Here is a 23,880-nt window from a genome sequence, read left to right as displayed (position 1 = left end):
CTCTCCCGGTCATGGGAAGGAAGCCGCCGGTATCCCGGATCTGGCTGTCCTCCTTCAGAATCGGGTGCAATTCGATTCCTTACGCTTAAATATTCTCTTCGCCAATCCCTGAAGATGAAAAAGGTCGCCTTCATTATCGCATCGTTCCTCATCTTCTTCGCGATCCTGGCGATCCCCATCGATCCCACTGTTCTTGCGCCCGAGGCGAAGGCCGTTCTGGCCGTCACCGTCCTTATGGTCCTCTTCTGGGTCACCGGCGTCATCCCCCTGGAGGCGACCGCACTCCTCCCGCTGGTCCTCTTCCCGGCGCTCGGCATCCTCTCCCCGGTGGAGGTGGCGGTATCCTACGGCAATGAGGTGATCTTCCTCTTCCTCGGCGGGTTCATCATCGCGATGTCGATGCAGCGGTGGAACCTGCACCGGCGTATCGCGCTGCACATCATACGTCTCGTCGGGACAAGTCCGCGCCGCCTGGTGCTCGGGTTCATGATCGCCACCGCGTTCCTCTCGATGTGGATCTCGAACACCGCGACGACGATGATGATGATCCCGATCGCGGTCGCGATCATCCTGACGATCCTGCCGGGGACTGATCATGCGCTTGAGAACCTTGAAGGGAAGGAGGCGGTACTTGCAAAATGCCTGATCATATCCATCCCCTACGCCGCGAGCATCGGGGGGATTGCGACGATCATCGGCACTCCCCCGAACGGGATCTTCATCTCCCAGCTCGCGACGATCTTTCCCGACGCGCCCACCATCGACTTCTTCACCTGGATGAAGTTCGGCGTCCCGTTCGCCGCCATATTCCTCCTCATTGCCTGGATCTGGCTCACGCAGGTCTCCTACCGCCGGATGGTGACGACTCTCCCGAGCGCAAAGGGGCTCATTCGCGAGGAACTTGAGAAACTCGGTTCGCTCTCGACCGGAGAGCGGTGGACGCTGATCGTCTTCACCCTGACCGCCCTCGCCTGGGTGTTTGCCCAGACGAAGGATATCGGCGGGTTCATCGTCCCGGGTCTCGATATGATCTTCCCGGGGATCAAGGACTCCACCATCGCGATATTCGGCGCGCTCCTCCTCTTCGTCCTCCCGGTCGACACGAAGGAGGGCATCTTCACGATGGACTGGGAGTGGGCGGTGAAGATCCCCTGGGGGATCCTCCTCCTCTTCGGCGGCGGTATCGCCCTCTCGAGCGGGTTCCTCGAGAGCGGGCTTGCTGCGGCGATCGTCGAGTCGCTGACGCTTATCCATGGGCTCCCGATCGTCCTCCTGATCTCCATCGTGGCGCTGGGAACCTCACTTGTCACGGAGATCACCTCGAACACTGCTATAGCGGCCATCATGATGCCGATCATGGCGGTCACGGCCATCAGCGTGGGGATCAACCCGATCATCCTGATGATGACCGCCGCGGTCTGCGCCTCGATAGCGTTCATGCTCCCGGTCGCCACCCCGCCGAACGCCGTCGCCTACGGGACCGGCTACATCGATGCGAAAGACCTCCTCAAGTCCGGCTGGGCGCTCGACCTCGTCGGCGTCGGGCTCTGGATGATCTGCCTCTACACGGTCGTCCTCTGGGCGCTCGGTATCCCCTTCGACATTCCTGCCTGGGCGCTCTAATCCCCCGGCACCTATTTTTATCTCGTGCGTCTATCCCGGCCGGATGACAGGTAACCGATACCACGACCCGGCGGTGGAGACGCTCGCGCGATCGGATCTCGATCTCCTCATCGACGAGCGGATCCGCCTGACCGTCCGGTACGCGACGGAGCATTCGCCCTTCTACCGCCGGTGGTTTACGCGACACAACATCCGCCCGGAGGCGATCCGGGAGCACGAGGACCTCCGCGAGCTGCCCATCGTCTCCGGGGCGACGATCCGGCGATACCAGCCTCCGCACGAGAAGGAGTTCTGCTTCAAGAGCGTCCCCTGGGAAGCGGTCTTCACGGTCAACGAGACCTCCGGGACGAGCGGTATCCCGAAGAGTTTCTTCCTCACCTGGGAGGACTGGGAGCGGTATGCGGAGAAGTATGCCCGGCTCTTTGTCTCGCAGGGCTTCGAGGCCGGCGACCGGGTGGTGGTCTGCGCCTCCTACGGGATGAACGTCGGGGCAAACACCATGACCCTCGCCGCCCGCGACATCGGGATGGCGATCGTCCCGGAGGGGAAGTGCACCTTCCCGGTCAGGGTGCTGGAGCAGTACCGCCCGACGGCGTTGATCGGGAGCGTCTTCAAGCTCCTGCGGCTCGCCCGCAGGATGGAGGCGGAAGGGCACCCGCCGCAGGATGCGGGTGTCGCGCGCCTCGTCGTCGGGGGCGAGAGTTTCGCCCCGGAGTCGAGGCGCTACCTGGAGGAGGTCTGGGGATGCCCGGTCTACAACTCCTACGGGAGTACCGAGGGGACGATGTGCGGCGAGTGCACCCGCCAGGCAGGGCTCCACGTCCCCGAGGATCTGGTTCACTTCGATCTCTACGACCCCGGGATGAACCGGTTCGTCCATGACGGCGAGACGGGGCGGCTGGTCTACACGACGCTCCTTGCGCCGGGAAAGAGGGCGGGGACACTCCTCATCAACTACGATACGGAGGATACCTGCTCGGTCGTCTCCCGGGAGCGGTGCGGGTGCGGGCGGACGCACATGCGGATCGCCTCCCCCCGGCGGGAGGCGGAGACGATCCGGATCGGAGATGTCCCGCTCAACCGGGTGGACGTGGAGGCGGCGGTCTTTGCGCCCGAGAACATGGTTCACCTGAACGGGGAGTACGAGGCGTTCATCTATGGCGGCGACGAGGCGGGGGAGACCGTCCTCCGGGTGAGCATGGAGTGCTTCGATCCCGCCCGCGTCGATGAGGACGAGATCAAAGAGACGTTCCTTGCCTCCCTTTTGCGCTCGGTTCCTGCTCTTTCTGGCGCATACGAGGACGGGTCGCTCCAGATCCTCTGCAGCGTCACGCCGCCGGGCGGGCTCGAACTCCACCGGGCGCCCGGCCGGCCGAAGCGGATCGTCGACCGGCGGTGAGGAGTGCGGGAAATGCGGGGGCTCGTTTTGGGACACAGGGTTTCGCGGCTTCGCGTTCTTCGCGTGAGACTTTATTGTTATCTGTATCCGTTAACTCACGCGAAGCCGCGAAGAACGCGAAGTTCGGTATAATTATCTGTAACTCCCCTTCGAAGCCTGATGGCCTCTCATGCTCGCTACACTCGCACTTCGCACCTAGCGGTGCTCATGCTCCGGTTCTACGAACCGTCGCACTTCGCGGCTTCGCGTTCTTCGCGTGAGGCCGTATCTTCGCTTATAAACCGTTAACTCACGCGAAGGACGACTTCTCCTTTGGGGAAGGAGTTTGAGAATCCGTAGGCTTCAATCCGCGAAGATCGGTAGATGGGTATAGGCAACTCGCACTTCGCACCTTCGGTGCTCACACTCCGTTCCTGACAGACTATCGTACTTCGCCCTCTATCGCCGCCGCACCAGGTATCCGGCCAGCGCTGCCGCGAGGCCCGCCGCCACCGGGAGAACGGGCCCCGCCGTGGTCGGGGTGGGGATCGTCGTCGCTGCCGTCGTCGGCGGTGTGGTGGCGGTTGGTGTTGCCGTCGGGGTCACCGCCGCCGCCTCGACGACGGTGAACGTGGTGCTTGCGGTGGCGTCGCCCTCGACCCACTCCACGGTCACAATGTACTCCCCGGGCTCGAACCCGGTCGTGTCGACCGCAAACGACCAGGTCTTCGCGGCGGCGTCTCCCCCCTCAACAACGGCCGTTCCGGCCGTCCCTCCCGCCCCGGAAGGCACGGACTTGTTCGTCGGTGCAAATCCGACCGGCGTCACCGTGATGAGCAGACGGTTGCCCGGGGCGAGGTTCGTCGTTCCGCCGATGGTGACGGTCTCGCCGGCGGTGACCGTCCCGATCTCTTCGATGCCCATCTCCTGCGCTGCGGCGGTGCACGCGATGCATGCCGCGAGCATGAGCGCGGCCGCGAGTCCGGCAACTTTCCTGGTATCCATGCCTCGATTCACCACATTCTCCTTCCTGCACGGCTGGATAAGAAGTTTCGGTTGCCGGGACATGGACTTCCCCTCTGCCGTGAATCCCTCGTCGGTGCTTTGCGAGTTCGTCGCCGGGGCCTCGACACCCCCGTTCTCGGACGAGATGTTCATCGAAGCGGCGGACGACCCGGCGACATACCGGGACGGTGCCGGCCCCTCCCCCTGACCGCCCCTCTTTTGGGGCAAGATACTTATCTTCGGCCTCCGTAGCGGGATGAGATGGAGGAATATTTTGGCTGAGATGCAGAACGTTCCCGGCGAGGACCGCGGCAGGGTGATCCTCTACGCCCTGAGCACCTGCGGCTGGTGTGCCCGGACAAAGGAACTTCTCACCGACCTCGGCGTCGGGTTCTCATACGTCTACGTGGACCTGCTTGCGGGGGAGGAGCGCGACCGCGTGGTCAGGGAGGTCGAACACTGGAACCCCCGGCTCTCGTTTCCGACGGTCGTCTTCGGTGATGCAAAGGTGATCGTGGGGTTCCGGGAGGACGAGATCCGGGAGGCGGTCGGTGCCTGATGCGGTGAGTGACGGGGAGGTGGACCGGCTCATGCAGGACCTCGCAGAGGAGGCGGAGGCCGGCGGATACCACCTGAACCCTGATGAGGGGTTCACCTGCGATCTCGTCCGTGGCCTGCTTGCCAACCGGGAACGTTATGGCTACATCTCCTGCCCCTGCAGGCTTGCCTCGGGAGACCGGGACGACGACCTCGACATCATCTGCCCCTGCGACTACCGCGATCCCGATCTCTCCGATTATGGGGCCTGCTACTGCGCGCTCTACGTCACCGCCGACGTGGAGGGCGGGGAACGTGCCGCCGCCCTTGTCCCGGAACGGCGGCCGCCCCCGGCGGAGCGCAGGCGGCGGAAGGAGGAACGAGCCGCGGCAGACCGCGCACCGGGAACCCTGAACTACCCGGTCTGGCGGTGCCGGGTCTGCGGCTACCTCTGCGCCCGCAACGTTCCGCCCGAGATCTGCCCCATCTGCCGGGTTCCCCGCGACCGGTTCGAACGGTTCATGTGAGCCGGGAGCCGGACGAGGCAGGCGTAGGCGAGGAACGCGGCGACAATGCCGTTCAGCGGGGGGATGCCCGGAACCAGGAGGGCAGCGAGGGAGCCGGTGGCATACGCCGCGATCCCCTGCGGGTTGAACCGGGGGACGGCCTCCTCGCCGGGTTCGGGGTAGCGTCCCTGGTGGCGGATAAAGAAGTCGGCCATGATCACCCCGCCGAGCGGAGGGATGAAGACCCCCATCATGACCATGTAGGGGATCAGCCAGTTGTACATCCCGAGGAGCGCGAGCAGCGTCCCTGCAGCGGCGCCGGCGAAGGTGATCAACCTTCGCCGTCCTGTCCTGAAGAAGTGGCATCCGGCGACCGAGAAGTTGTAGATGGTGTTGTCCTGGGTCGTCCAGATGTTCAGGAAGAGCATCAGGATGCCGGCGGCAAGAAGGCCCTGCACCGCCAGCACCTCGACGACGTCGGAGAGGCCGTAGACGGCGGCGCCGAAGGCCCCGACAGCGATCATCAGCCCGTTCCCGAAGAAGAAAGCGATGAACGTGGAACCGACGGCGGTGCGCGGCGACCCGGCAAAGCGCGTCCAGTTCGCGACCTGGGTGCCGCCGGAGACGAAGGTGCCGACGACGATCGTGAGGGCTTCGGCGACCGTAAGCGTCTCCACGGTGCCCGGCGGGAGGAGATCGGCGGCGCCCCCGGCGTCCCCGAGAGCGACCGAGGCGCTTGCGGCGATGAGGATGAGCATCGCCGGAACCGAGAAGAGGGAGAGGGCTGCAATCCCACGGTAGCCGATATACGCCGTCAGGCAGAAAGCGAACCCAAAGACGACCATCAGGGGCGCTTGCCACCCTGCATCGAGGTTCAGCAGGCGGGCAAGGGCGATCGTGATCGTCGCGGTTCCCCAGGCGTACCACCCTATCTGAGTGAGCCCGAGGAGGATGTCGGGCCACCGGCTCCCTGCGTCGCCGAAGGCGAACCGGGCGGAGAGGACGGTGGAGAGCCCGCTCTTATAACCGACGTAGCCGAGGCCGGTGACGTAAAGCCCGAGTATCGCGCTCCCGAGGAGGATGACCAGAGCGAGATCGGGCCAGAGCGGGAACGCAACCCCGATGCTCGCGCCGCCCCACATCGTGGCGGAGAAGAAGGTGAACCCGAGCAGCACCAGTGTCATCGGCCAGAATCCACGCCGCGCGTCTTCCGGAACCGCGGAGAGCGGGTAATCCTCCGTGCCGCTCCATTCCGGCCCGCCGTCGCCCCTCTCCGCCCGGGTTGCTGTCGTTCTCGTGATGATTGAGTATCTCTCCCGGAAAGAGAAAATTCTTTCCGGATGTTTCTGCCGTTCAATCTCCGCGCGGCGGCGCGCCATGTGGGGAAAACCGATCTTATGCGGTCTTGCCCCTCCCTCCCGGTATCCTCACCCTGCCGGAGGCGGATATGAGGCGCGGTATACCGAAAAAACCACACATAGCCGCCTGCTGATCCAGAGAAGTCATATATCGGACAGGATGATTATCCTGTATGCCGAGGGTGCGGATCAACGACGGAGACCTCCCCACCGGTTCCGGCGTGGAGGGGGGACGGAAGAAGATGCCCGACGAGGGCCCGGCCCCCGCCCGCCAGGAGCCCGAACGGGAGACTGCGAAGAAGGAAGAGAGCCGCGGGAAGTCCCGGCGGAGAGAGCCCCTCTTCGGGGATGGCGACGACGCCGATATCTTCTACACGAGGAAGTAGGTCATTTTCGTACCTGGATGTCCCTGGAGGAGGCTACCACCACCTCCCGTTTCCCGCGATAGGTCTGGACGACCCCGTACAGCGTTACGTTCTCGTCTTCGTGCAGTTCAAGCCCGACAGCCACGTTCTCCGGCAGAAAGACCGCGGTGCCGTTGACAGTGAGGATCAGGTGCCCGCCGCTCGAGGTCTTCGTGATCCCTTCGATGCTCCCTTCGAGGAGGACCAGCGCCCCGTCCGGGACCTCCGGCGAGTACGGCTCCGCCACCAGCGGTCGGCCGACGGCGTTAAAGAGGAGGTGCGCCGCAAGCACGATCCCGACGACACATACGAGGACGGTGAGTGCCGCTTTCTCCTGCCGTTCCAGCATGATAATCCCTTCGATGTCCGGGCTAATAACATCCGTCAGTTTGATATGTTAACGGCGTTAACTATCCTGTATGGATGATGTGAACCTGCCCCCCTCCTCGAGAAAGATCCTTCTCCTGCTCGAGGACGGGGGTGCCCTGACCCACAAGGAGCTCGTCCGCCTCAGCAGCCTTGCTCCCCGCACCGTCCGATACGCTTTAAAACGACTCAAAGACAACGATATGATCGTGGAGAAGTTCAACTTCAGGGATGCCCGCCAGATCCTCTACGAGTACAAAGACTCTCAGATGGTGTCTGCACAATGACCGAACCCTCCCCCTGCGACATCATGCGGTGCGACACCCTTGTGCGGAGCCTGCTCCCCAGGATGCGTGCCGAGATGGTCTACCGTCTGGTGAACGAGCGGGGGATCAGCCAGAGCGAGGCCTCGAAGCGCCTCGGGATCAGCAGGGCCGCGATATCCCAGTACATGAGCCGGAAGCGCGGGTTCAACCGGGAAGATCTCCCCGACAACCTCGAACTGGTCATCGAGCGGTGGGTCTCCGCCGTCGCCTCCGGTGAAGGGGCGATCACCATCTGCGACGTCTGCCGCTCCACTGAGTTTGCCGGCAACCGGTGACGTCTCAGGTGCGCCTCCGCCGGTAGAGGTAGAGCCCCGTCAGCGCGACGAGTATGCCTGCTGCCGCCGCTATTTTGAGCCGGTCGGGCTCCGGGCCGCTTCCTCCGCTCCCGTCTGACGCCTCCCAGTCGTCCTCAAAGACGGCGACGTAATACCCGGCGATATCCGGGTGCTCGACGATCACGCCCGCCTCCCGGTTGAACGCCGGTGAGTTGGCGTTCCAGTTGATGCTGCTGACGAGCACCACTTTTCCATCGACAACGACGCCCTTGTTGTGGATCTTCGCCAGGTTGTTTGCTTCGAGGTCGGCGAGCCGGGCTTCGAGCGGCAGCCCTTCGGCCGCGGCGATCCGGTTGATGATCTCGATCATCTCGTCGTTGTCCGTGTCGCCCTCGGTGTTGAACCAGGCAGAGTCGAGGAGCACCCGCACCGTGACACCCCGCCGGGAGGCGTTGATCGCGGCCGCGAGGTAGGGGTTGAGTTCAGAGGCCGTCTCGTTTGTGATGTAGGCCTGCTCGATCGCGATGTTCTCTTCTGCGCTCTCGATCAGTTCGAGGATGAGGACGCTCGTATCCGGGGATATGACCGGGGTCACCCGCGCCCCCTCCGCGCGGCAGGGGGCGAACTCGATCGTGTAGTCGGGCGCCCAGGGCGTGTAGAGTTCGGCCGCCGTCCCTTCGAGCGGGACGATGTCGCCGCCCACCGCATCAAAGAAGAAGACCTCCCGGAAGTAGGCCGCGAGTTCCGGGTCTTTCATGAGGACGCCCCACCCGCGGTTGCCCTGCAGCCCCGGTGCCGGGTAGCCGCCGGGCTTGAAGTTCTCGCTCCCGAGGAGAACCGTCCTGCCGTCGATGACGATGTATTTCGCGTGGTCGTAGCGATACTTCGCGTGGGCGGCATCGGTCGTCGTCATAGCGAGGACCGGGATGCCGCTCCGGTTGAGGGCGCCCGCGACCGCGCGCCCCTCCGCCGAGACGCCGCCCACCGGCCCGCCCTCGAGGAGGACGGTCACGGTAACCCCCCGCTCCCGGGCGGCGATGAGGTCGCCTGCCATCTTCTCGTCGGTGAACTCGTAGACGTTCACGAGGATCTCGCGCTTCGCCTCTCTGACGGCGGCCCTGAAGACCTCGTAGGAGCAGTCCGGGGCGGCGAACGCGGCTACCGCCACCCCCTCGAAGGTCCGGGGTGCAAACCGGGACTGGCCGATAAAGAGCGGGCGCGGGTCCCAGACGCCGTCATCGAGGTAGTGGATCTGCCCTTCCCGTGCGGCGACGTCGCGGGGCCAGGCGATCTCCTGGACGAGGGTGGTTCCCCGGTAGAGGAGGAGTTCGTCCGCCCGGTTCGCCATCAGGAGGTTTCCGTTCGGGATCACGTCCGGCACGGCCGGCGTCCGCTCCTGGCTCTCGAAGTCGGGGAAGTAGCCGTGCACCTCCTCGAACGCGGCCCCGCTCCTCGCGACCACCAGCTGCCCGTCGATCCGCGTCCCCGGCGGGAACCGGTAGCCGCCCTCGCCGTCCGAGAGGACGTAGCCGTCGAGGAGTCCCTCACCCTCGAGGACCAGGTACTCGTCGAGATCGCCGGACAGGTAGGGGTCCGGGCAGAACTCGACGATCTGGACAGCGCCGGCACAGCCGGCAAGGAGGCAGAGGAGCAGGACGGCAGCGGCGATCCGGCGCATACGTAAAGAGTTATGTCATCGCCGGTTTAATAGCAGAGCGATATGGATTCTCCTCGCTCCCCGCTGGTTGTCAAGGTCGGAGGGAGCCTCTTCGACCGGGTCGTCTCCCTGCTCGACCTCTTCAGGGAGGCCGGTCGCCCGGTGCTGATCGTGCCCGGCGGCGGGAAGTTCGCCGACCTCGTCCGGCGGCTCGACGTCTCCGAGGACGCCGCCCACTGGATGGCGATCGCCGGCATGGAGCAGTTCGCATGGTACATCGCCTCGCACGGCATCCCGGCAACCACCGCCGTCGCGCTTCCAGCCGGGGTGACAGTCCTCCTCCCGTACTGCGCTCTCCGGGAGTCCGACCCCCTCCCCCACTCCTGGGACGTCACCTCCGACACCATCGCCGCCTGGGTCGCCCGCGAACTCTCCTCCGATCTCCTCCTCCTGAAATCGGTCGACGGCATCCACCACCGTCGGAGACTCCTCGAGCGCGTCGAGGATCCCACGATCACCCCCGACGAGGTCGATCCCACGTTCATCCGGTTTGTCTTCGAACACGGTATCGCTGCCCGGGTGATCAACGGCAGGCACGACGACCGTGTCCGTCGTGCTCTCCGTGACGAGCCGGTCATCGGGACTCTCGTCGATCCGAGATTTTAACTGCTGCGGCAGCGATATGATAGGTTAACATTCGAGGAAGCAAGATGACAGCGAGAGAACGATGTACCTCCTGTAACGCCACACTGGCTGAAGAAGGCTCTACCCGGTTCCCATGCCCGTCGTGCGCGCACCAGGTCAGCCGGTGCTACCGGTGCAGGGAGCAGAGCATAGGGTATACGTGCCCGAAGTGTGGGTTCCAGGGGCCATAACCATGGGAAACGTAGCCATAATCGTGAAGATAATGCCGGAGTCGCCGGAAGTCGACCGTGAAGCGCTCAAAGCGGCGATCAAGGCGGCCGTCCCGGTCGATGATATCCGGGAAGAGCCGATCGGCTTCGGTCTCGTGGCGTTGAAAGCCGCCGTGGTCGTCCCCGACAGTGCCGGCGCTCCCGATAAGGTCGAAGCAGCGCTTCAGAAGATAGAAGGCGTCGCAAGCGCCGAGATCGTCGAATCTACTCTTGTGTAAGTGGGATCCTCGATACCCACTCTTCTTAGCGGGCCTCTTCGAGCCGTTCCATCACGTCGGCGGTGACGCTGCGGATCTTCTTGACCGACTCGCTGAATCCGGCGACTTCGCTCCCTTCGAGGCTGAGTGGAACCGGAAAGACGCCGTCGCGATTGATGCGGGCGGGCACCCCGATGCAGACATCGCCGATCCCGTGGATCTCGCTCTTGATGTAACTCGATACCGTGAGGATGCGGTTTTCGTCTCCGAGGATCGTCCGGACAAGCGTTGCAATCGCTTCACCCGGCCCGTAGACGGTCGAGCCCTTATCCCTGATGATCGCCTCGCCGCTCGTCCTGACGGCCTCGATCATCTCCTGCGCAGGCAGTCCCGAGAAGGTGGGCAGGTTCGTGATCCGGATGCCGCCGATCGTCGTCGCCGACCAGAGCGGAACCATGCTGTCGCCGTGCTCGCCGATGATACGGGTATGCACCTCGCTGACGTGGACGCGGAAGTACCGCGCAATCAGGGACTTCAGGCGCATCGAGTCGAGATGTGTTCCGAGGCCGAAGATCTGTCTTGACGGGAGCCCCGAATACTTCAGGGCGACGGCGGTCATGACGTCGACGGGGTTCGTGACGAGAAAGAGGATGGCGTCGGGCGATGTTCGACCGATCGTCTCGGCGGTCCCGGCAATGATCTTTGCGTTCTCGAAGGCGAGGTCGTTTCGGTCCTGTCCCGGCCGTCGGGGCACCCCTGCCGTGCAGATGATGACGTCCGAGTCTTTCGCGTCGAGAAGACTGGTGCTGTAGGAGAGACGGACGTCGGTGCCGCGTGCAGCAAACGAGTCGGATAGGTCACGGCAACAACCTGCGAGAAAATCTTCGCGTCCGGGCCTTCCCACGAGCAGCATGTCGCTGACGTAGGGGATCTCGGATACAGTGTGGGCCGCAAATGCGCCGACGTTCCCTGTAGCCCCAAGAATCGTTACTTTTGTCATGGAGATCGCCGTTGGGGACACGTCCTCGGTCGACCGTGCGCACAAGCATTCACCGCAGCATCCCTCCTCCACCCCGCAACCCCATGGGCGCCGAACGTCCACGGTAAGTCTGCTCCCTTCCGGGCCTGAACCGGTACCCGCGGCAAAAGGTCGCCGCCCCCTCCGGGGCTTTGATCCCTCTCCGCCGACCTCATGGGACGAGGCTTCTCCGTCGGGACGCAGAGGTTCCTGCAGGCCGCTGCGGCCTTCCTCAGACTTCGCCCCCCGCTGACGGCGGTTTCGGGTGACAGGTGACGCCGAGCCACCCGGGCTAGTCCCCGTATATACTGGATTCTATGGGATAAAAATAGCTCCGCCCACCCGGGCACGCCAGGCTCCGGTGATCTCTTCGACCTTGCGCCCGTCGTTCTTCTCGAAGAGGTCGAGGGCAGAGAGATCGATCTCGGGCGGGAGGACGGCAAAAAGCAGCCGCAGGTCGCCCTGGTAGACCTCGATCTCCTGCGTTCCGGCGGCGGTGGCGACCATGACCGGATCCCGCGCGATCGGCCGGCGGCGGAGGTCGTCGTAGGATGCGTGCATCGCCACCTCCTCGATACCGAGGAACTCCCGGTTCACCCCGATGTTGCAGGCGGTCCAGAAGGCGGCCGCGTACCAGGCGTCGTTCGCGATCACCCGGGGGACTCCCGCCCGGGCGGCGGCAAGACCGAGGGTTCCGGCGCCCGAACAGGCGTCGACGAATGTCTCCGGGCGGTGCCGGTCGATCTCGCGCTCGAGCGAGAGGATCTTCTCGTTCTGGCCCCGGGAGAACTCGATGTGCAGGACCGATTGCTGTTTGTAGACGACGACCGATCCTGCGCGGGTCGGGAATACATCGGCCCGGACGTCGCACCCGGCAAGAAGGGTGTAGGCCTGCGGCTCGGCACCGGTGTCGCCGATCCCCGGTCTTCCGGCCCCCGTCCTGACGACCCCCCGGACCTCGGGGACCTCGTCGACCAGCCGGGCGGCCGCCCGCTCCCCGACCGACCGGGAGAGGAGGACGAGCGACCGTGGCGGGAGGTAGGGGGCGGAGCGCATCGCAAACCCGGGGTGGACGAGCGGCGTTCCGGCCGCGGCGAGGGGTTCGGTCCCGGCGAGATCCCCTTCGGCGGCCATCACCCGGTATATATCAGCAAAGACCTCGTCGATGAACCGCTTTCCACAGGAGGGGCACGGCTCCGCCGTATCGATATCGGGGGGAGGGCTCGACTTGTCGTAGACAAGCCCCATGCAGTCGGGGCACGGGGCGAAACGGCCCGGTAGTTCCGCAAGGATGGTGCGGGCGTCCGTGACGCAGTCGCCTCCGCAGACCGGACAGTGCATGACTCTGCGTTAGGCGTCGAGACATAAATATGCGCTCGTCGCCCGTCCCGATCTGCATCAGGTCCGCTCCATCAGCATCCCGAGCCACCGTGTCTCAACAGAACCCGCGAGCGCCGCTTTTATGAGTAATGTCAGGGGAGCCGCCAGAAACAGCCCGGGAACACCGAGCACCAGCGTCCAGGCGAGGACCGAGAGGACGATCACCGGTGGCGAGATCTCAAGCGCCCGCTCGGCAGGGTAGGGCAGGAGGAGGCGACGGGCGAGGACGTCGATGACGAAGATGCCGATCGCAACCGCGAGCGCCCCCGGAAGACCACCCTGGAGCCAGGCAAGCCCGATCGGGGGCGCCGATGCGACAGGCGTCCCGAAGTAGGGGATGTAGCCGAGCACGACGATCAGGACCGCCCAGAGCACCGGGGCGTCGACCCCGAGGAGCAGCAGGAGGACTGCGACGGCGATGCCGGTTGCAAGCCCGTTCCTGGTGCGCAAGGATGCGTATGCAGACAGGCTGCTCGCGGCGCGGCTGAGTTCCGCCATGGCGCCGGTTCCGAGGCTCCGGGCGAGTCGCCCCCGGAACGCGTCTGCCTCCAGAAGAATGAGGACGGTTACTATCAGGATGACCAGAAAATCGATGGCCAGGAGAGAGAGTCCGGCAAGGATCTCCCAGAGCGGCGGGATGAGGACGGAGCCGTTCGGCGGTTCGGGCGGTTGTGCCGATACCCCGACTCCGAGGTCAGCAAACCACGACTGCAGCCCCAGGATTTGCGCCTGTAAGAGGTCCTGGTAAGCAGGCAGCGCGCTGTCGAGCTCGATGAGCGAGAGGCTCAGGAGCGCGACGAGCAGCAGAGTGACGCCGGCGATCGCCCCGACCATCGCCAGCACCCCCGCCACCCGGGGCACCCCGCGCTCTTGCAGATGGTGCACGGTTGGTGTGACGATGATCGCCAGGACGAGCCCGACGAGCACCGGGTTCACGATCGCGGCGCCGAGGTACATGCCGGTGGCGATGACGGCAGCGATGACGACGACCCGGGTGAGGGATGCGAGGCGGGAGGGGGCGGGCACGGTCACCCCCCTCGAAGAGTTAGGGTCGTCGGGGGGCTCCTCATACGTCACAACCCCGGGTTCTGCCCTTTATTCTGGAACCATCATGACCACGAGCCCCTCGCGAAGCCAGCCCCAGGCGTCCCGGAGACGGCTCTCCGGGAAGTAACGTACATCGACCCCGGTAAAGCCGACAAAGAGTCCCGGGAGGTGGTTCATCCATTCCCGCCACCGCTCTCCGCCGACGACGGCGATCCGGTCGACCCTCTCAAGGTCGGGCCACTCCCTGAAGGCGTCCCACCCCTCCCCCGGCCTCCAGCTGCGGAACCCCTCGATCTTCAGGAGGACGCGGGCGTTCCGGTGGTTGTTCATCGCTCGTTCGAGCTCGGGGACCAGAAGGGTGGTATACTCACTCTCGCTCAGTTTCCCGTCGAAGCGGAACCCGACCACGGGTCCTGAACTCTCCTTCATCCGGTCAAGCATGGGTGCCCCTATAGCGCGCTGAAGAAAAAAAGGTATGGCTCTCCGGCGGGAGATGCACCACCGGTGTACCGATCTCGCCTCTCCACCCGGAGGAGTTCAATACTCCGCCGGCCTCCCTATCGCGGTCTTGTGGGGCGGCCCCCTCGTTATGAGGGGGGACGCTGTCGTGCCATGCGGGCCGGTTTGCTATGCGGGCCTCCAGAGGGCAAAGACGATCGTCAGCCCTCCCCCGATGATGGCGAGGACCGCGAGGATCGTCACCAGCGTGAGAGCGGCGATGAACGGGTTTGCAACCAGAATGAGCCCGAAGATGATGCTCACGATGCCGAGAACTCCTGCTCCCAGGCCCGCGCCCGAAAATCCCCGTACCAGATGGACGGCCCCGATGACCAGCCCCGCCACGCCGACGATGATGGCAAGGAACGACGGAAGGAGGACGGTGCTGTAGAGCGGGTAGGCCAGAACCAGGATGCCGGCGAGGAGCCCGAGGCCACCGACGAGCGCCTTCCATCCCCGGTCGGACCTGTCCGAATAGAGGCTCAGGAGGACGAATGCCCCGTTGATCATCCAGTATATGCCGAGGAGGACGGTGAGAACGAGAAGGACCCCGACGGGGTACGCCAGAAGCAGGATGCCGAGGGCAAGGGCGATGATGCCCTGGAGCAGGACGAGCCACCGCGGCAGGGGAACCGATGCGCTGAGCCCGGGCCTGCCGACGCCGGATGTTACGTTTGCCATAACGCCGTCAAGACATCGGTTCAGTATATAAGTATATACCTGTCCCGGTGGCGGGTGATCGTCCGGTCATGGGAGAGGGTTATATCCGCCCCCCTCGCCGCCCGACAGACGGATATACTCCGTGGAGAAAATGCACCGGGAGGCAACGAGATGAGACTCGAGTTCCTGCTCGCCGTCATCCTGGCGCTCAACGTCGTATTCGCCGTCACGATAGTCTTCTTCGAGCGGAGGAACCCGACGGCGACGACCGCCTGGCTGGTCGTTCTCTTCCTGCTACCTCCCGTCGGGTTCGCTCTCTACCTCTTCTTCGGGCAGAACTATACCCGGCAGAGGATGTTCGTCGTCAAGGAGCACGAGGACCGCCGTCTGCTCCAGGAGATCTTCGAGAGACAGCACCGATCGCTCGCGGCTCGCCATCACCCGTTCACCACCCCGGCGGCTGAGGAGTTTCGCGACACTATCTTCCTCCTCCTCCAGAACAACCAGGCCTACCTGACCGAGGGGAACTGTGTCGACGTCTACACCCGGGGCGAGGCCCTCTTCGACGAGCTCTTTGCCGCGATCCGCATGGCGCGCCACCACATCCACCTGGAGTACTTCGCCATCAGCAACGACGACCTCGGGCGGGCGGTTATCCGCGCCCTTGCAGAGAGGGCGCGCCATGGCATCGAGGTCCGTCTCCTCTTCGACGCGATGGGCTCCCGCGCCGGGGGCGGGTCGCGGGCGGCGTTCTCCGAACTGGAGGAGGCGGGCGGGAAGATCGGGGTCTTCTTCCCCTCGTTCTACCGGGTCAACTACCGCAACCACCGAAAGATCGCCATCATCGACGGGGAAATGGGGTTCATCGGCGGTTTCAACATCGGGGATTATTATATCGGGGAGGGGCCGCTCGGTAACTGGCGCGACACCGCCGTCCGGATCACGGGAGATGCCGTCAAGCAGCTCCAGATCCGGTTCTTCCTCGACTGGAACTATACGACCGACGAGCACCTGAGTATCGAGGCCCCCTACTTCCCCGACGGGGGCGACCCCGGCACGACGCCGATCCAGATCGTCTCCGGCGGCCCGGATACCCGGTGGAACCCGATCAAGGAGGGGTATCTCAAACTGATCAACTCCGCCCGGGAATCGATCTACATCCAGACGCCTTACTTCATACCGGACGATAGCGTCGCCGACGCCCTGCGGATCGCGGCGCTCTCGGGGGTCGACGTCCGGATCATGATCCCCTGCAAGCCCGACCACCCGTTCGTCTACTGGGCGACCCTCTCGTTCATCGGCGACATGCTGGATGCCGGGGTGCGGGCCTACACCTACAACGACGGGTTTCTCCATGCGAAGACGATCGTCGTCGACAGAAAAGCGGGCTCGGTCGGGAGCGCGAACTGGGACGTCAGGAGTTTCCGGCTGAACTTCGAGGCGAACGCGTTCCTCTACGACGCGGCCGTCGGCGCCGAATTCGTGCGGGCATTCGAGGAGGATCTCGCAGTCTCGACCGAGATCACGCTGGAGGATTACCAGGCACGCCCCATCGGCATCCGGGTGAAAGAGTCGATATCCCGTCTCTTCTCGCCGCTCGGGTGAGACCTTTCACCGGTTCAGCCGGCCTTCGACGAACTTCCTGATCTGCGGGAGGCCCTGCTCCCAGCGGGCCTGGAGGATGGGGACGGTGTAGGGGATGTGGTGGGGGAGAACCACAGTCCCCATCACCGCCTTCTCGAGGAGCGGCCGCTCGCGCCCGATGACGGCGGTCTTCTTCGTCCGGATGGCGTCCAGGAACTCTTCGACGGTATCGGCCTCGGCGCAGGTGACGACCCCACCGAGTTCGTAGAGGAGGTGGCCGTCGGTCCCGCCGGTCCTCCCGAGACCGTGGGCGGCGGCGAGCCCGGCCGCTTTCAGGTTGTGGGACCGGGCCATCCCGCCGCAGATCACCTCGAGGGCGTCCAGGCGGGAGAAGACCTCTTCACTGATGCAGCTGCCTGCGACGCAGCGCTGGACGCCCCGGTTCAGGAAGGCGTAGCCGCAGGGGTGCGCCTCGACGGCGATGCAGGCGTAGCCTTCCCGGCGGTCGAGGATCTCGGGCGTATCGAGATGTATTGCGGTGTAAGGGCCGTTCCTGCGGTTCTTCTCGACGTGGCGCTGGTAGAAGTCCCGGAGGTCGGATACCGAGTAGAAGTAGAGCAGGATGTGCGGGCCGTCGCTCGCGCTGACCTCGATCCCGGGGATGAGGGGGACCCGGGTCCCCTGCCGCTCTGCCTCGACCACGCCGCTCACCTGGTTGTGGTCGGTGATCGCAAGCCCGATCCCCCGCCGTGCCGCGAGTCTCAGTGCGTCGCGCACGCGGGTCGTGGAGTCGGAGTGCCGGGTATGAAAGTGAAGGTCCGCCGGGAGCAGCCCGAGACGCCGGATCTCTTCCGGCATGGGCTTTTCGAATACGATGTCTTTATAATAGTGCATGGGGCGTCTGTCTGATCACCAGTGGGTTGCCCGGGATGAAAAAAGGTTGCCCGTTCTCCGGAGTCAGGCAAGATCGGCACCTATGCCCGCTCCGGTTCGATCGCTATCGGCTGGCGCAACCAGTCGATGGCGGCGTCCAGGTGGCCTTCGGTGAAATACCGGACGTCGATGCCCGTAAAGCCCACAAAGAGACCCGGCAGGAGGTTCATCCACTCCTCCCACTTCTCGCCGCCGACGATCGCGATCCGGTCGACCTTCCCTATCCCCGGCCAGTCCTTGAGCCTCTCCCAGTAGCCGTGCGGTCTCCAGCCGTGGAAATCCACGATCACGAAGAGTATCCGGAGGACCGGATGACTGCTCTGTGCGTCCCGGAGTGCCGGGATCAACGTCCCTGCGTAGTCGTCTGCCGTCATCTCGCCGTCGAACCGGAACCCGACGACGTCTCCTGCACCGGTTGCCATCCCCTCGAGCATGGCGCCCCCTCTCCGGGGCGGATTAAAAAAAGGTTCCGGCCGTCACTCGACCGGAGGCTCTTCGGCGATCACCAGCTTATCGGTGATCTCCTCTTTTGAGTATTCCTGAAGGTAACGATTCCCGGCAAGCGCAACGATGCTCGACCCGATGAGGACGAAGATCATATCGAGCATGGTGTCGTCGAGGCCGTGCTGGAGGTTGGTCCCGAGGAAGGTGTCGAACGTCCACTCGTAGATCTCCCAGAACCCTTCCATCGCCATCGCGGTGATGATGATGAACCCGACGATCATCCACCGTGAGAGGTTCAGCCTGCTGAACCGGTCGAGGAGCAGGACGATGACGAAGGCGAGTATCGAGACGGTTATCCCGGCGATGAGGTGGGCGATCTTGTCGTAGTAGGGGTAGTAGAGCAGGTAGTATCCCTGGATCTCGCCGGCGACATGGAGGTAGAGCAGTAAGGCGATGAGGAGATTGATCTGCCAGGGAAGCGTGATGCTCCACTTGCGGGTGGCGATGGCGGGAACCATGGTCAGGAAAAGCCCGATGACGCCGGTGAAGACCTGCGAGTACTCGCCGATCGAGAGCGCGATGAGGACGTTTACTGCGATGAGGAACTGGAAAAAGTAGGCGAGGTAGAGGCCGGCTGGTCTCTTCATACCATGGCATTGGACGGCGTTTCATAAACGCCTTGCGCCTTTCCGGCCTCACCACTCTCCGACCCGGACCTCGATGCTCGCGAGTTTCTGGTAGATCCGGTGTCTCCGCACCTCGCGCCGGTAATCGTAGACGAAGTACTCATAGGTGTCCCAGATCGTCACCCAGTTCAGGATGGTGACGAGGCCGGTGAGCAGGGTCACGAGGGGTTCTTCGAAGTACCCTGCAAAGACCGTGACGAAGAGGACGGCGACCGTTGCGTTGAATGCGGCGAGGGCGAGGCTGATCCTGCCCTCCCGCCGGGAGACCCGCATGTCGTCGTCGAGGTCGGCGATACGGAACGAGAAGTGCCGCCGGATCGTCTCCGCCAGGAGCGCGGCCTCCCCGGGAGTGAGCGACTTCCGCGGGAGGCCGACGGCGATGCCGGCGATCCGCTTGATGTTGCACCCATCAAGGTAACTCGAGATGTACTCCTCGGCAAACTCCGTGACCTCCCGCCCGGGGAGAGGGGACGGGTCGTCCGGGTCGAGAAGTTGATCCAGCGATCTGAACCGGAACCCGATCTCGAGCGCCCCGTCCCGCTCAGTTCTCGTGACCCTGACTTCCCGCATACCGTATCCCGGGTGACCCGCGACGTCTCCATCCAGGGTTCGTACTGCGGCGTGATGAACGTTTGCCCCGGGATATCCGGTCTATCCTTGAAAATGAGTGAAGTGCCGGCGTTCACGCGGGAGGCGGCGGAACCTCTCTTTGTGCGCCGGTCCCGAAGGCGTCGCGGAGGTTCGCCTCGTCTGCCTCCGAGAGCGACGTCCGGATGACGTGACCGCCGTACTCTTTGATGGCGCCGACCACCTTATCCGGCGTTATCTTCTTGATGAGCAGGAAGACCGCGGAGTTGCCCGGCCCGACGTTCTCCGCGACCCCTTTGATGAAGTTGTCGTCGATGCCGTAATCCGTGAAGCGTCCGGCAAGCGCCCCGGCGATCGCGCCGATGGCAAGCCCGAAGACCGGTGCAAGGAAGATCAGGCCGATCAGGAGGCCCCAGAAGGCGCCGGAGAGTGCCCCCATCCCGGCCAGGTTGGTGGCCTGCTTGATCTCGGTCTTGCCGTCCTGGCGGTGGACGACGACCACCAGGTCCTCCAGTTCGATGATGTGCTCTTTTGTCAGTTGCACGAGCCGGTCCCTGACCCGGAACGCGGTATCCTCGTCATCATAGGCGATGGCGACCAGGTCGCTCATGGCTCTCTTCCTCCAGGTGACATGTGCCGGGGATATTCCCCGGCGTATATAACCCTACTCCTCTCCGGCGCCCATCAGCTCCCCGATCCACCGGGTATCGTCCCAGCTTTCGAGGAAGAGTTTCACCGCGATCGTCAGGGGGATGGCGAGGAGGACCCCGACCACCCCGAAGATGATCCCCCAGAAGACGACGGAGAAGAGGACGACGAACGGCGAGAGATTGAGGTCCCGTCCGGCCATCCGGGGGAGGATGAGGTTCTCTGCGGCGGCGTCGATGATGGCGATCGCAGCGATGACGGCCACGGCTCCGGCCGGCCCGAACTCGATGAGGGCGAGGAGGGTGGGCGGGATCGCGGCCACGACGAGGCCGATGTAGGGGACGAAACTCAGGACGAAGGCGACAAAGCCCCAGAGCAGCGCGAAGTCGACCCCGAGGACGGCGAGGAAGAGTGCGGTCCCGGTGCCGGTGACCAGGTTCACCTTCGTCCTGACGACGACGTATTCGATGAGGAGCCGGCCTGACTCCATGAGGTGCCGGTAGGGAGGGCTCTCCGCCCCCAGGTGCCGCCTGACGACGGCCGCGATCCGGGGCGCTTCGAGGAGGAGGAACCCGATCCCGACGAGGATGACGAAGATTTCGACGGCGATGGATCCGACCCCGCGGGCTATCCCGGCGACCTGCTGGACGATGAGCCCCTGGTCGATGTAGTCTCCGATCTGGATGCCGCCGGGGGTGATGCCGTATTCGGAGAGGATGGACTGGGTGATGACGAGCTGTTCTTCGAGGCGCGCCTGGTACTGCGGCAGCGAGCGGACGAACCCGGTGAGGGCCACACCGAGGAAGGCGATCATCCCGGCGAGGATCCCGATGAGCCCCATGACCACGGTTCCGGCAGCGATGACCCGCGGCACCCCCCGGCGTGTCAGCCACGTCATGATGGGCGCGGTGATCATGGCGAAGAAGACGGCGACGAGGAGCGGGCTGACTATCGCGGAGGCTGCCTGGAGTCCGGCGAGGACGATGACGATCGCGGCCCCGATTATCGCGATGTAGGCAGGGGGGGAGAGGCGCTCGGCGATATTCACAGAGATGGTATGGATCTTCTCCAAAGAAAGAGTTTTCCGGGCAACGTCTATCTCCCCTCCGGTGCCCGGGTCTCTGCCGCCCGTATGGCCTCTCGGAGCGCCTCCCCGATGACCGGCGTCGCGATGAATATGTTCTCGCAGCCGATGGCCTCCATCACCCCGGTCCCCTCGAGCCCCTCGAGGAGCCGGGGGTCGACCTCGGTGAGGATGAGCCGGTCGTTCTGGGCGTGGAGCCGCCGGGCGTAGCGCTCCAGCATCCGGAAGAGCCCGGTCCCGGCCTCGACCCTCCCCCGGAGAGCCAGGATGACGACGGCGCCCTCTGCCCCCTCCGGGGAGGGGAGCGACCGTTCGATGGCATGGAGAGTGGCGAAGTAGACGCTTCCCGAGACCGAGAGGATGGTGACCTGGCCCGGGAGAAGCCGACCCGGTGCAGACTCTTCACGGTACATACCATCTTTTATCGGGACGAGGTGGACCACAGAGGCCTCGCGGGTGGAGGCGATCAGGTAGATGGCGAGCGAGAGGAGGACGCCGACGTAGATGCTGTACTGGAGCGGGAGGACCTGGGTGGAGATGAAGGTGGCGACCATCCCCCAGCGCCCGGTCCGGGAGTACCTGCAGATACAGGCGATCTCATGGGGCCGGTAGATGAGTTCGGCCCCGATGAGGATCAGGATGCCGGCCAGCGCCGGGAGCGGGATGAGTTCGGCGAGGGGGCCGGCGACGAGGATGACGACCCCGACGAGGGCGCCGGATATGAGGTTCGCTGCACGGGTCTCTGCCCCCGCGGCGACGTTCAAGGCCGTCGCGGAGAGGGAGCCGGCTGAGGGTGCGCACTGGAGGAAGCTCGCGACGATGTTTGTGACCCCCTGTCCGGTAAAATCGCGGTTCACGTCGGCGATGGTGCCGTCGGGCTCAGGGATCGTCTCCGTGACCCCGACGGCCATGACGAGCCCGATGATGGCAAGCGCGAGCGCCGGGACGAGGAGGCCGGTGGCGAGGGCGATGTCCGGGATGACAAGGCCCGGGAGACCGGCGGGAATGGTGGCGATACTGCCGACGAGCGCGACATCCGGAAAGACTATCCAGGCGAGGAGGGCCGTGACGATGAGCGGGAGGAGGAGGGCGACAGGGGCGAGGCGCGGTATGCGGCGGGTGACGAGGACGAGGACGATCGTGAGGAGGCCGATCGCGAGTGCGTCGGGCTGGATATCGCCCGCATGGCGGATGAGGTCGAGCATGGCAAGGACCTGGATTGCGTCCCTCGGGAGTTCGTAGCCGGTGAGGTTCCCGAGCTGGCCGAGGACGATGAGGAGCGCCGCCCCGGTGACGAACCCGGTGAGGACGGCGTTGGAGATGAACCGGGTCAGGCTGCCGGCCCGGATGAGCCCGAAGCCGAGCTGGAAGAGCCCGACGAGGATGGTCAGCACAAAGAGGGTGGCCGGGACGTCGGCCTCGGGGACCGGGGCGAGGATGGAGTAGATCGAGACCGCGAGGACGTTTGAGAGCATCACTTTGAGGTAGGAGGAGCCGGTGAGGAACGCGGCGATCGCCGTCGAGAACGCGGCGGTGTAGAGGCCGTAGAGGGGGTTGATTCCGGCGACGAGGGCGAATCCCATTGCCTGCGGGATGCCGACGAGGGCAGTCGTCGCGCCGGCGGCGAGGTCGGCGGGAAGGCTTTTCACCTGCGGTCCACCGGCGGGCATGCTCCGGGAGGGGGCGGGCGCCGGGATATAGGTTACCCTGCCGGGGCGCTCTCGTGGTGTGGTGCCGGGCAACTATCCGGGAATTCCAGATGGTTCAACGGGATGCAGCGGATGCCCCCGGTGAGGCATAATGGGCTCGTGGTCTAGCTGGTTATGACGTCGCCTTGGTAAGGCGAGGACAGATGGAGTGGGCCGTGGGTCGAGAGCCCGGCCGAACTTGCATGGAATGACTATCGGACCGTTTATACGCCCGATTTCGGGCGTGAGCTTATGGTCTAGCTGGTTATGACGTCGCCGTGGGTAGGCGAAGTCATACCACCAGACCATAAGGGGTGGGTGCCGGTTCGGGAGACGATGCTCTCCACCCTGCACCTGCTGAGAGTGCCGGTGCTGTACTGCTCACGACGGACGATGTTCTCATCCAGGCTATTATAAAGCGCGGATACGATCCCTTATCAGAATATACAATCCTGTGCAGTGGCTCATGGAGGTGGCCTGCCGATGGAAGGGAAGGCGCTCGATGAGACCGGGTCCTGGGGTTTGAGGTGCTGGTGAAGAGCCTCGGGCCTGCCGATGCGATACGGTTCGTCCGGAGTTACTCCCGCGGGAGCGGGGACTATACCCGGGAGCGCAGGGTCTCGCTTGAACGGGATCTCGATACGGTCGTGGCAGGGGTTCTGGGGTGCCGGAAGAAGGAAGGCCGCTCCTGAAGGCTGCACTGGCTTTCCGGACAACTCTATTTTTCCGAACCAGCTTGACTTCCGGCAGGAGATCGGAGTCGTAATCTCGAGCAGCCTGTCCTCACTACGCCCAATGCGGATTCACTGTTCTTCTGACGGGCATAGTTCTGATCTGGGGGTTGCCCGGCAATATGGAGAGTCCTGGTATGGCTGCACCAGGCAGACGAACGCCACGGAGCTGAAGGAATTTATGTGCCGCTGATATCCCGATCAGGGCGATAGCGACATGTTTATGTCACCATACTCAAGATAGGAACCCTGCGCACGGGAAGAGGGCTTTCGCCGGTCCAGCGATTCTATTTGCGTTCAACCCCCACCGCAGCCAGCATCCTGCGGAACTCCAGCCCTCCCGGC

The 23,880-nt window shown here is 64.4% G+C and carries 29 protein-coding genes and 1 other RNA gene; 13 read left to right on the top strand and 17 right to left on the bottom strand.

The window, feature by feature from the left end; all coding sequences use genetic code 11:
- Nucleotides 1–114 precede the first annotated feature (114 nt).
- Both FKB36_RS00350 and ftsA read left to right on the top strand, forming a co-directional pair.
- Nucleotides 115–1,623: an SLC13 family permease gene (locus FKB36_RS00350; RefSeq protein WP_261596040.1), complete on the top strand. Its 1,509-nt coding sequence runs from the start codon at nt 115–117 to the stop codon at nt 1,621–1,623.
- A gap of 43 nt (nt 1,624–1,666) precedes the next feature.
- Nucleotides 1,667–3,022, top strand: coding sequence for a coenzyme F390 synthetase (ftsA, locus tag FKB36_RS00345; protein ID WP_261596039.1), 1,356 nt, complete (start codon nt 1,667–1,669; stop codon nt 3,020–3,022).
- A gap of 438 nt (nt 3,023–3,460) precedes the next feature.
- Here the strand turns inward: ftsA and FKB36_RS00340 are convergent, their stop codons facing one another.
- Nucleotides 3,461–4,006: a hypothetical protein gene (locus FKB36_RS00340; protein ID WP_261596038.1), complete on the bottom strand. Its 546-nt coding sequence runs from the start codon at nt 4,004–4,006 to the stop codon at nt 3,461–3,463.
- Between the two features lie 61 nt (nt 4,007–4,067).
- Between FKB36_RS00340 and FKB36_RS00335 the strand changes: the two genes are divergently transcribed.
- The 3 genes from FKB36_RS00335 to FKB36_RS00325 all read left to right on the top strand — a co-directional run bounded on the left by FKB36_RS00335 (nt 4,068) and on the right by FKB36_RS00325 (nt 5,070).
- On the top strand, nt 4,068–4,214 hold the full coding sequence (locus FKB36_RS00335) for a hypothetical protein (RefSeq protein WP_261596037.1): 147 nt from the start codon (nt 4,068–4,070) through the stop codon (nt 4,212–4,214).
- 75 nt (nt 4,215–4,289) lie between these two features.
- Nucleotides 4,290–4,565 carry a glutaredoxin family protein gene (locus FKB36_RS00330; protein ID WP_261596640.1) on the top strand — a complete coding sequence of 92 codons (276 nt, stop codon included), beginning with the start codon at nt 4,290–4,292 and terminating at the stop codon, nt 4,563–4,565.
- Nucleotides 4,558–5,070, top strand: coding sequence for a ferredoxin-thioredoxin reductase catalytic domain-containing protein (locus FKB36_RS00325; RefSeq protein WP_390895680.1), 513 nt, complete (start codon nt 4,558–4,560; stop codon nt 5,068–5,070). The genes FKB36_RS00330 and FKB36_RS00325 overlap by 8 nt, the downstream gene beginning before the upstream one ends.
- On the opposite strand, the gene codB is transcribed toward FKB36_RS00325, so the two are convergent.
- The gene (gene codB / locus FKB36_RS00320) at nt 4,989–6,428 is read right to left on the bottom strand and encodes a cytosine permease (RefSeq protein WP_261596036.1); all 1,440 of its coding nucleotides are present in this window, start codon (nt 6,426–6,428) and stop codon (nt 4,989–4,991) included. The two genes, FKB36_RS00325 and codB, sit on opposite strands and share 82 nt — an antisense overlap.
- A gap of 152 nt (nt 6,429–6,580) precedes the next feature.
- Here codB and FKB36_RS00315 point away from each other — a divergent pair, with 152 nt between their 5' ends.
- On the top strand, nt 6,581–6,793 hold the full coding sequence (locus tag FKB36_RS00315) for a hypothetical protein (protein WP_261596035.1): 213 nt from the start codon (nt 6,581–6,583) through the stop codon (nt 6,791–6,793).
- A gap of 1 nt (nt 6,794) precedes the next feature.
- Here the strand turns inward: FKB36_RS00315 and FKB36_RS00310 are convergent, their stop codons facing one another.
- The gene (locus FKB36_RS00310; protein ID WP_261596034.1) at nt 6,795–7,160 is read right to left on the bottom strand and encodes a hypothetical protein; all 366 of its coding nucleotides are present in this window, start codon (nt 7,158–7,160) and stop codon (nt 6,795–6,797) included.
- A 70-nt stretch (nt 7,161–7,230) separates the two neighbouring features.
- Here FKB36_RS00310 and FKB36_RS00305 point away from each other — a divergent pair, with 70 nt between their 5' ends.
- Together FKB36_RS00305 and FKB36_RS00300 are read left to right on the top strand one after the other, a co-directional pair.
- Nucleotides 7,231–7,464: a winged helix-turn-helix domain-containing protein gene (locus FKB36_RS00305; RefSeq protein ID WP_048112957.1), complete on the top strand. Its 234-nt coding sequence runs from the start codon at nt 7,231–7,233 to the stop codon at nt 7,462–7,464.
- Nucleotides 7,461–7,778, top strand: coding sequence for a transcriptional regulator (locus FKB36_RS00300; RefSeq protein WP_261596033.1), 318 nt, complete (start codon nt 7,461–7,463; stop codon nt 7,776–7,778). Before FKB36_RS00305 ends, FKB36_RS00300 begins: the two co-directional genes overlap by 4 nt.
- 4 nt (nt 7,779–7,782) lie before the next feature.
- Here the strand turns inward: FKB36_RS00300 and FKB36_RS00295 are convergent, their stop codons facing one another.
- Entirely contained in the window at nt 7,783–9,456 is a 1,674-nt protein-coding gene (locus FKB36_RS00295) for a phospholipase D-like domain-containing protein (RefSeq protein ID WP_261596032.1), read from the bottom strand.
- 42 nt (nt 9,457–9,498) lie between these two features.
- On the opposite strand from FKB36_RS00295, the gene FKB36_RS00290 reads away from it, so the two are divergent.
- Genes FKB36_RS00290 through FKB36_RS00280 form a run of 3 tightly spaced genes read left to right on the top strand, consistent with a single transcriptional unit; the run spans nt 9,499 to nt 10,567 of the window.
- Nucleotides 9,499–10,101, top strand: coding sequence for an amino acid kinase family protein (locus FKB36_RS00290; protein WP_261596031.1), 603 nt, complete (start codon nt 9,499–9,501; stop codon nt 10,099–10,101).
- Between the two features lie 44 nt (nt 10,102–10,145).
- Entirely contained in the window at nt 10,146–10,310 is a 165-nt protein-coding gene (locus FKB36_RS00285; RefSeq protein ID WP_261596030.1) for a zinc finger domain-containing protein, read from the top strand.
- A 2-nt stretch (nt 10,311–10,312) separates the two neighbouring features.
- Nucleotides 10,313–10,567 carry an elongation factor 1-beta gene (locus FKB36_RS00280; protein WP_261596029.1) on the top strand — a complete coding sequence of 85 codons (255 nt, stop codon included), beginning with the start codon at nt 10,313–10,315 and terminating at the stop codon, nt 10,565–10,567.
- Nucleotides 10,568–10,592: 25 nt separating this feature from the next.
- Here the strand turns inward: FKB36_RS00280 and FKB36_RS00275 are convergent, their stop codons facing one another.
- The 6 genes from FKB36_RS00275 to FKB36_RS00250 all read right to left on the bottom strand — a co-directional run bounded on the left by FKB36_RS00275 (nt 10,593) and on the right by FKB36_RS00250 (nt 15,170).
- A complete protein-coding gene (locus FKB36_RS00275) occupies nt 10,593–11,546 on the bottom strand; it encodes a malate dehydrogenase (RefSeq protein WP_261596028.1) in 954 nt (317 codons plus the stop codon).
- A gap of 11 nt (nt 11,547–11,557) precedes the next feature.
- An RNA gene (ffs, locus tag FKB36_RS00270) (signal recognition particle sRNA) lies at nt 11,558–11,867 on the bottom strand.
- 12 nt (nt 11,868–11,879) lie between these two features.
- Complete coding sequence (locus FKB36_RS00265) at nt 11,880–12,905, bottom strand: hypothetical protein (RefSeq protein ID WP_261596027.1); 1,026 nt, start codon at nt 12,903–12,905, stop codon at nt 11,880–11,882.
- A 57-nt stretch (nt 12,906–12,962) separates the two neighbouring features.
- Entirely contained in the window at nt 12,963–13,970 is a 1,008-nt protein-coding gene (locus tag FKB36_RS00260; protein ID WP_261596026.1) for an AI-2E family transporter, read from the bottom strand.
- A 69-nt stretch (nt 13,971–14,039) separates the two neighbouring features.
- Nucleotides 14,040–14,432, bottom strand: a complete 393-nt coding sequence (locus tag FKB36_RS00255; RefSeq protein ID WP_261596025.1) for a SpoIIAA family protein — start codon at nt 14,430–14,432, stop codon at nt 14,040–14,042.
- Between the two features lie 186 nt (nt 14,433–14,618).
- The gene (locus FKB36_RS00250; RefSeq protein ID WP_261596024.1) at nt 14,619–15,170 is read right to left on the bottom strand and encodes a DUF308 domain-containing protein; all 552 of its coding nucleotides are present in this window, start codon (nt 15,168–15,170) and stop codon (nt 14,619–14,621) included.
- Between the two features lie 150 nt (nt 15,171–15,320).
- On the opposite strand from FKB36_RS00250, the gene cls reads away from it, so the two are divergent.
- On the top strand, nt 15,321–16,754 hold the full coding sequence (cls, locus tag FKB36_RS00245) for a cardiolipin synthase (protein ID WP_261596023.1): 1,434 nt from the start codon (nt 15,321–15,323) through the stop codon (nt 16,752–16,754).
- A gap of 6 nt (nt 16,755–16,760) precedes the next feature.
- Here cls and FKB36_RS00240 read toward each other — a convergent pair whose 3' ends face one another.
- From FKB36_RS00240 to FKB36_RS00210, 7 genes are all read right to left on the bottom strand, one after another.
- Nucleotides 16,761–17,627 (bottom strand): PHP-associated domain-containing protein, encoded by an 867-nt coding sequence (locus FKB36_RS00240; protein WP_261596022.1) that lies wholly within the window; start codon nt 17,625–17,627, stop codon nt 16,761–16,763.
- Between the two features lie 80 nt (nt 17,628–17,707).
- Entirely contained in the window at nt 17,708–18,100 is a 393-nt protein-coding gene (locus tag FKB36_RS00235) for a SpoIIAA family protein (protein WP_261596021.1), read from the bottom strand.
- A gap of 42 nt (nt 18,101–18,142) precedes the next feature.
- Nucleotides 18,143–18,757, bottom strand: coding sequence for a hypothetical protein (locus FKB36_RS00230; protein WP_261596020.1), 615 nt, complete (start codon nt 18,755–18,757; stop codon nt 18,143–18,145).
- A gap of 48 nt (nt 18,758–18,805) precedes the next feature.
- On the bottom strand, nt 18,806–19,366 hold the full coding sequence (locus tag FKB36_RS00225; RefSeq protein ID WP_261596019.1) for a hypothetical protein: 561 nt from the start codon (nt 19,364–19,366) through the stop codon (nt 18,806–18,808).
- 112 nt (nt 19,367–19,478) lie between these two features.
- Nucleotides 19,479–19,994: a DUF1269 domain-containing protein gene (locus tag FKB36_RS00220; RefSeq protein ID WP_261596018.1), complete on the bottom strand. Its 516-nt coding sequence runs from the start codon at nt 19,992–19,994 to the stop codon at nt 19,479–19,481.
- A gap of 54 nt (nt 19,995–20,048) precedes the next feature.
- Entirely contained in the window at nt 20,049–21,104 is a 1,056-nt protein-coding gene (locus FKB36_RS00215; protein WP_261596017.1) for an AI-2E family transporter, read from the bottom strand.
- Between the two features lie 23 nt (nt 21,105–21,127).
- On the bottom strand, nt 21,128–22,765 hold the full coding sequence (locus tag FKB36_RS00210; RefSeq protein WP_261596016.1) for a SulP family inorganic anion transporter: 1,638 nt from the start codon (nt 22,763–22,765) through the stop codon (nt 21,128–21,130).
- 572 nt (nt 22,766–23,337) lie between these two features.
- Between FKB36_RS00210 and FKB36_RS00205 the strand changes: the two genes are divergently transcribed.
- Nucleotides 23,338–23,496: a hypothetical protein gene (locus FKB36_RS00205; protein ID WP_261596015.1), complete on the top strand. Its 159-nt coding sequence runs from the start codon at nt 23,338–23,340 to the stop codon at nt 23,494–23,496.
- The last annotated feature ends 384 nt before the right edge of the window (nt 23,497–23,880 follow it).

The organism is Methanoculleus formosensis (assembly GCF_025384765.1).
Taxonomy (GTDB): domain Archaea; phylum Halobacteriota; class Methanomicrobia; order Methanomicrobiales; family Methanoculleaceae; genus Methanoculleus; species Methanoculleus formosensis.
Note: the sequence above shows the minus strand (reverse complement) of the source record. Positions and strands in the feature narration are given on the sequence as shown.

Bases quoted from the DNA above. Each gene is read 5' to 3' on its own strand.
- FKB36_RS00350 (WP_261596040.1), top strand. From the start codon at position 115: ATGAAAAAGGTCGCCTTCATTATCGCATCGTTCCTCATCTTCTTCGCG.
- ftsA (WP_261596039.1), top strand. From the start codon at position 1,667: ATGACAGGTAACCGATACCACGACCCGGCGGTGGAGACGCTCGCGCGA.
- FKB36_RS00340 (WP_261596038.1), bottom strand. From the start codon at position 4,006: ATGGATACCAGGAAAGTTGCCGGACTCGCGGCCGCGCTCATGCTCGCG.
- FKB36_RS00335 (WP_261596037.1), top strand. From the start codon at position 4,068: ATGGACTTCCCCTCTGCCGTGAATCCCTCGTCGGTGCTTTGCGAGTTC.
- FKB36_RS00330 (WP_261596640.1), top strand. From the start codon at position 4,290: ATGCAGAACGTTCCCGGCGAGGACCGCGGCAGGGTGATCCTCTACGCC.
- codB (WP_261596036.1), bottom strand. From the start codon at position 6,428: ATGGCGCGCCGCCGCGCGGAGATTGAACGGCAGAAACATCCGGAAAGA.
- FKB36_RS00315 (WP_261596035.1), top strand. From the start codon at position 6,581: ATGCCGAGGGTGCGGATCAACGACGGAGACCTCCCCACCGGTTCCGGC.
- FKB36_RS00310 (WP_261596034.1), bottom strand. From the start codon at position 7,160: ATGCTGGAACGGCAGGAGAAAGCGGCACTCACCGTCCTCGTATGTGTC.
- FKB36_RS00305 (WP_048112957.1), top strand. From the start codon at position 7,231: ATGGATGATGTGAACCTGCCCCCCTCCTCGAGAAAGATCCTTCTCCTG.
- FKB36_RS00300 (WP_261596033.1), top strand. From the start codon at position 7,461: ATGACCGAACCCTCCCCCTGCGACATCATGCGGTGCGACACCCTTGTG.
- FKB36_RS00295 (WP_261596032.1), bottom strand. From the start codon at position 9,456: ATGCGCCGGATCGCCGCTGCCGTCCTGCTCCTCTGCCTCCTTGCCGGC.
- FKB36_RS00290 (WP_261596031.1), top strand. From the start codon at position 9,499: ATGGATTCTCCTCGCTCCCCGCTGGTTGTCAAGGTCGGAGGGAGCCTC.
- FKB36_RS00285 (WP_261596030.1), top strand. From the start codon at position 10,146: ATGACAGCGAGAGAACGATGTACCTCCTGTAACGCCACACTGGCTGAA.
- FKB36_RS00280 (WP_261596029.1), top strand. From the start codon at position 10,313: ATGGGAAACGTAGCCATAATCGTGAAGATAATGCCGGAGTCGCCGGAA.
- FKB36_RS00275 (WP_261596028.1), bottom strand. From the start codon at position 11,546: ATGACAAAAGTAACGATTCTTGGGGCTACAGGGAACGTCGGCGCATTT.
- FKB36_RS00265 (WP_261596027.1), bottom strand. From the start codon at position 12,905: ATGCACTGTCCGGTCTGCGGAGGCGACTGCGTCACGGACGCCCGCACC.
- FKB36_RS00255 (WP_261596025.1), bottom strand. From the start codon at position 14,432: ATGCTTGACCGGATGAAGGAGAGTTCAGGACCCGTGGTCGGGTTCCGC.
- FKB36_RS00250 (WP_261596024.1), bottom strand. From the start codon at position 15,170: ATGGCAAACGTAACATCCGGCGTCGGCAGGCCCGGGCTCAGCGCATCG.
- cls (WP_261596023.1), top strand. From the start codon at position 15,321: ATGAGACTCGAGTTCCTGCTCGCCGTCATCCTGGCGCTCAACGTCGTA.
- FKB36_RS00240 (WP_261596022.1), bottom strand. From the start codon at position 17,627: ATGCACTATTATAAAGACATCGTATTCGAAAAGCCCATGCCGGAAGAG.
- FKB36_RS00235 (WP_261596021.1), bottom strand. From the start codon at position 18,100: ATGCTCGAGGGGATGGCAACCGGTGCAGGAGACGTCGTCGGGTTCCGG.
- FKB36_RS00230 (WP_261596020.1), bottom strand. From the start codon at position 18,757: ATGAAGAGACCAGCCGGCCTCTACCTCGCCTACTTTTTCCAGTTCCTC.
- FKB36_RS00225 (WP_261596019.1), bottom strand. From the start codon at position 19,366: ATGCGGGAAGTCAGGGTCACGAGAACTGAGCGGGACGGGGCGCTCGAG.
- FKB36_RS00220 (WP_261596018.1), bottom strand. From the start codon at position 19,994: ATGAGCGACCTGGTCGCCATCGCCTATGATGACGAGGATACCGCGTTC.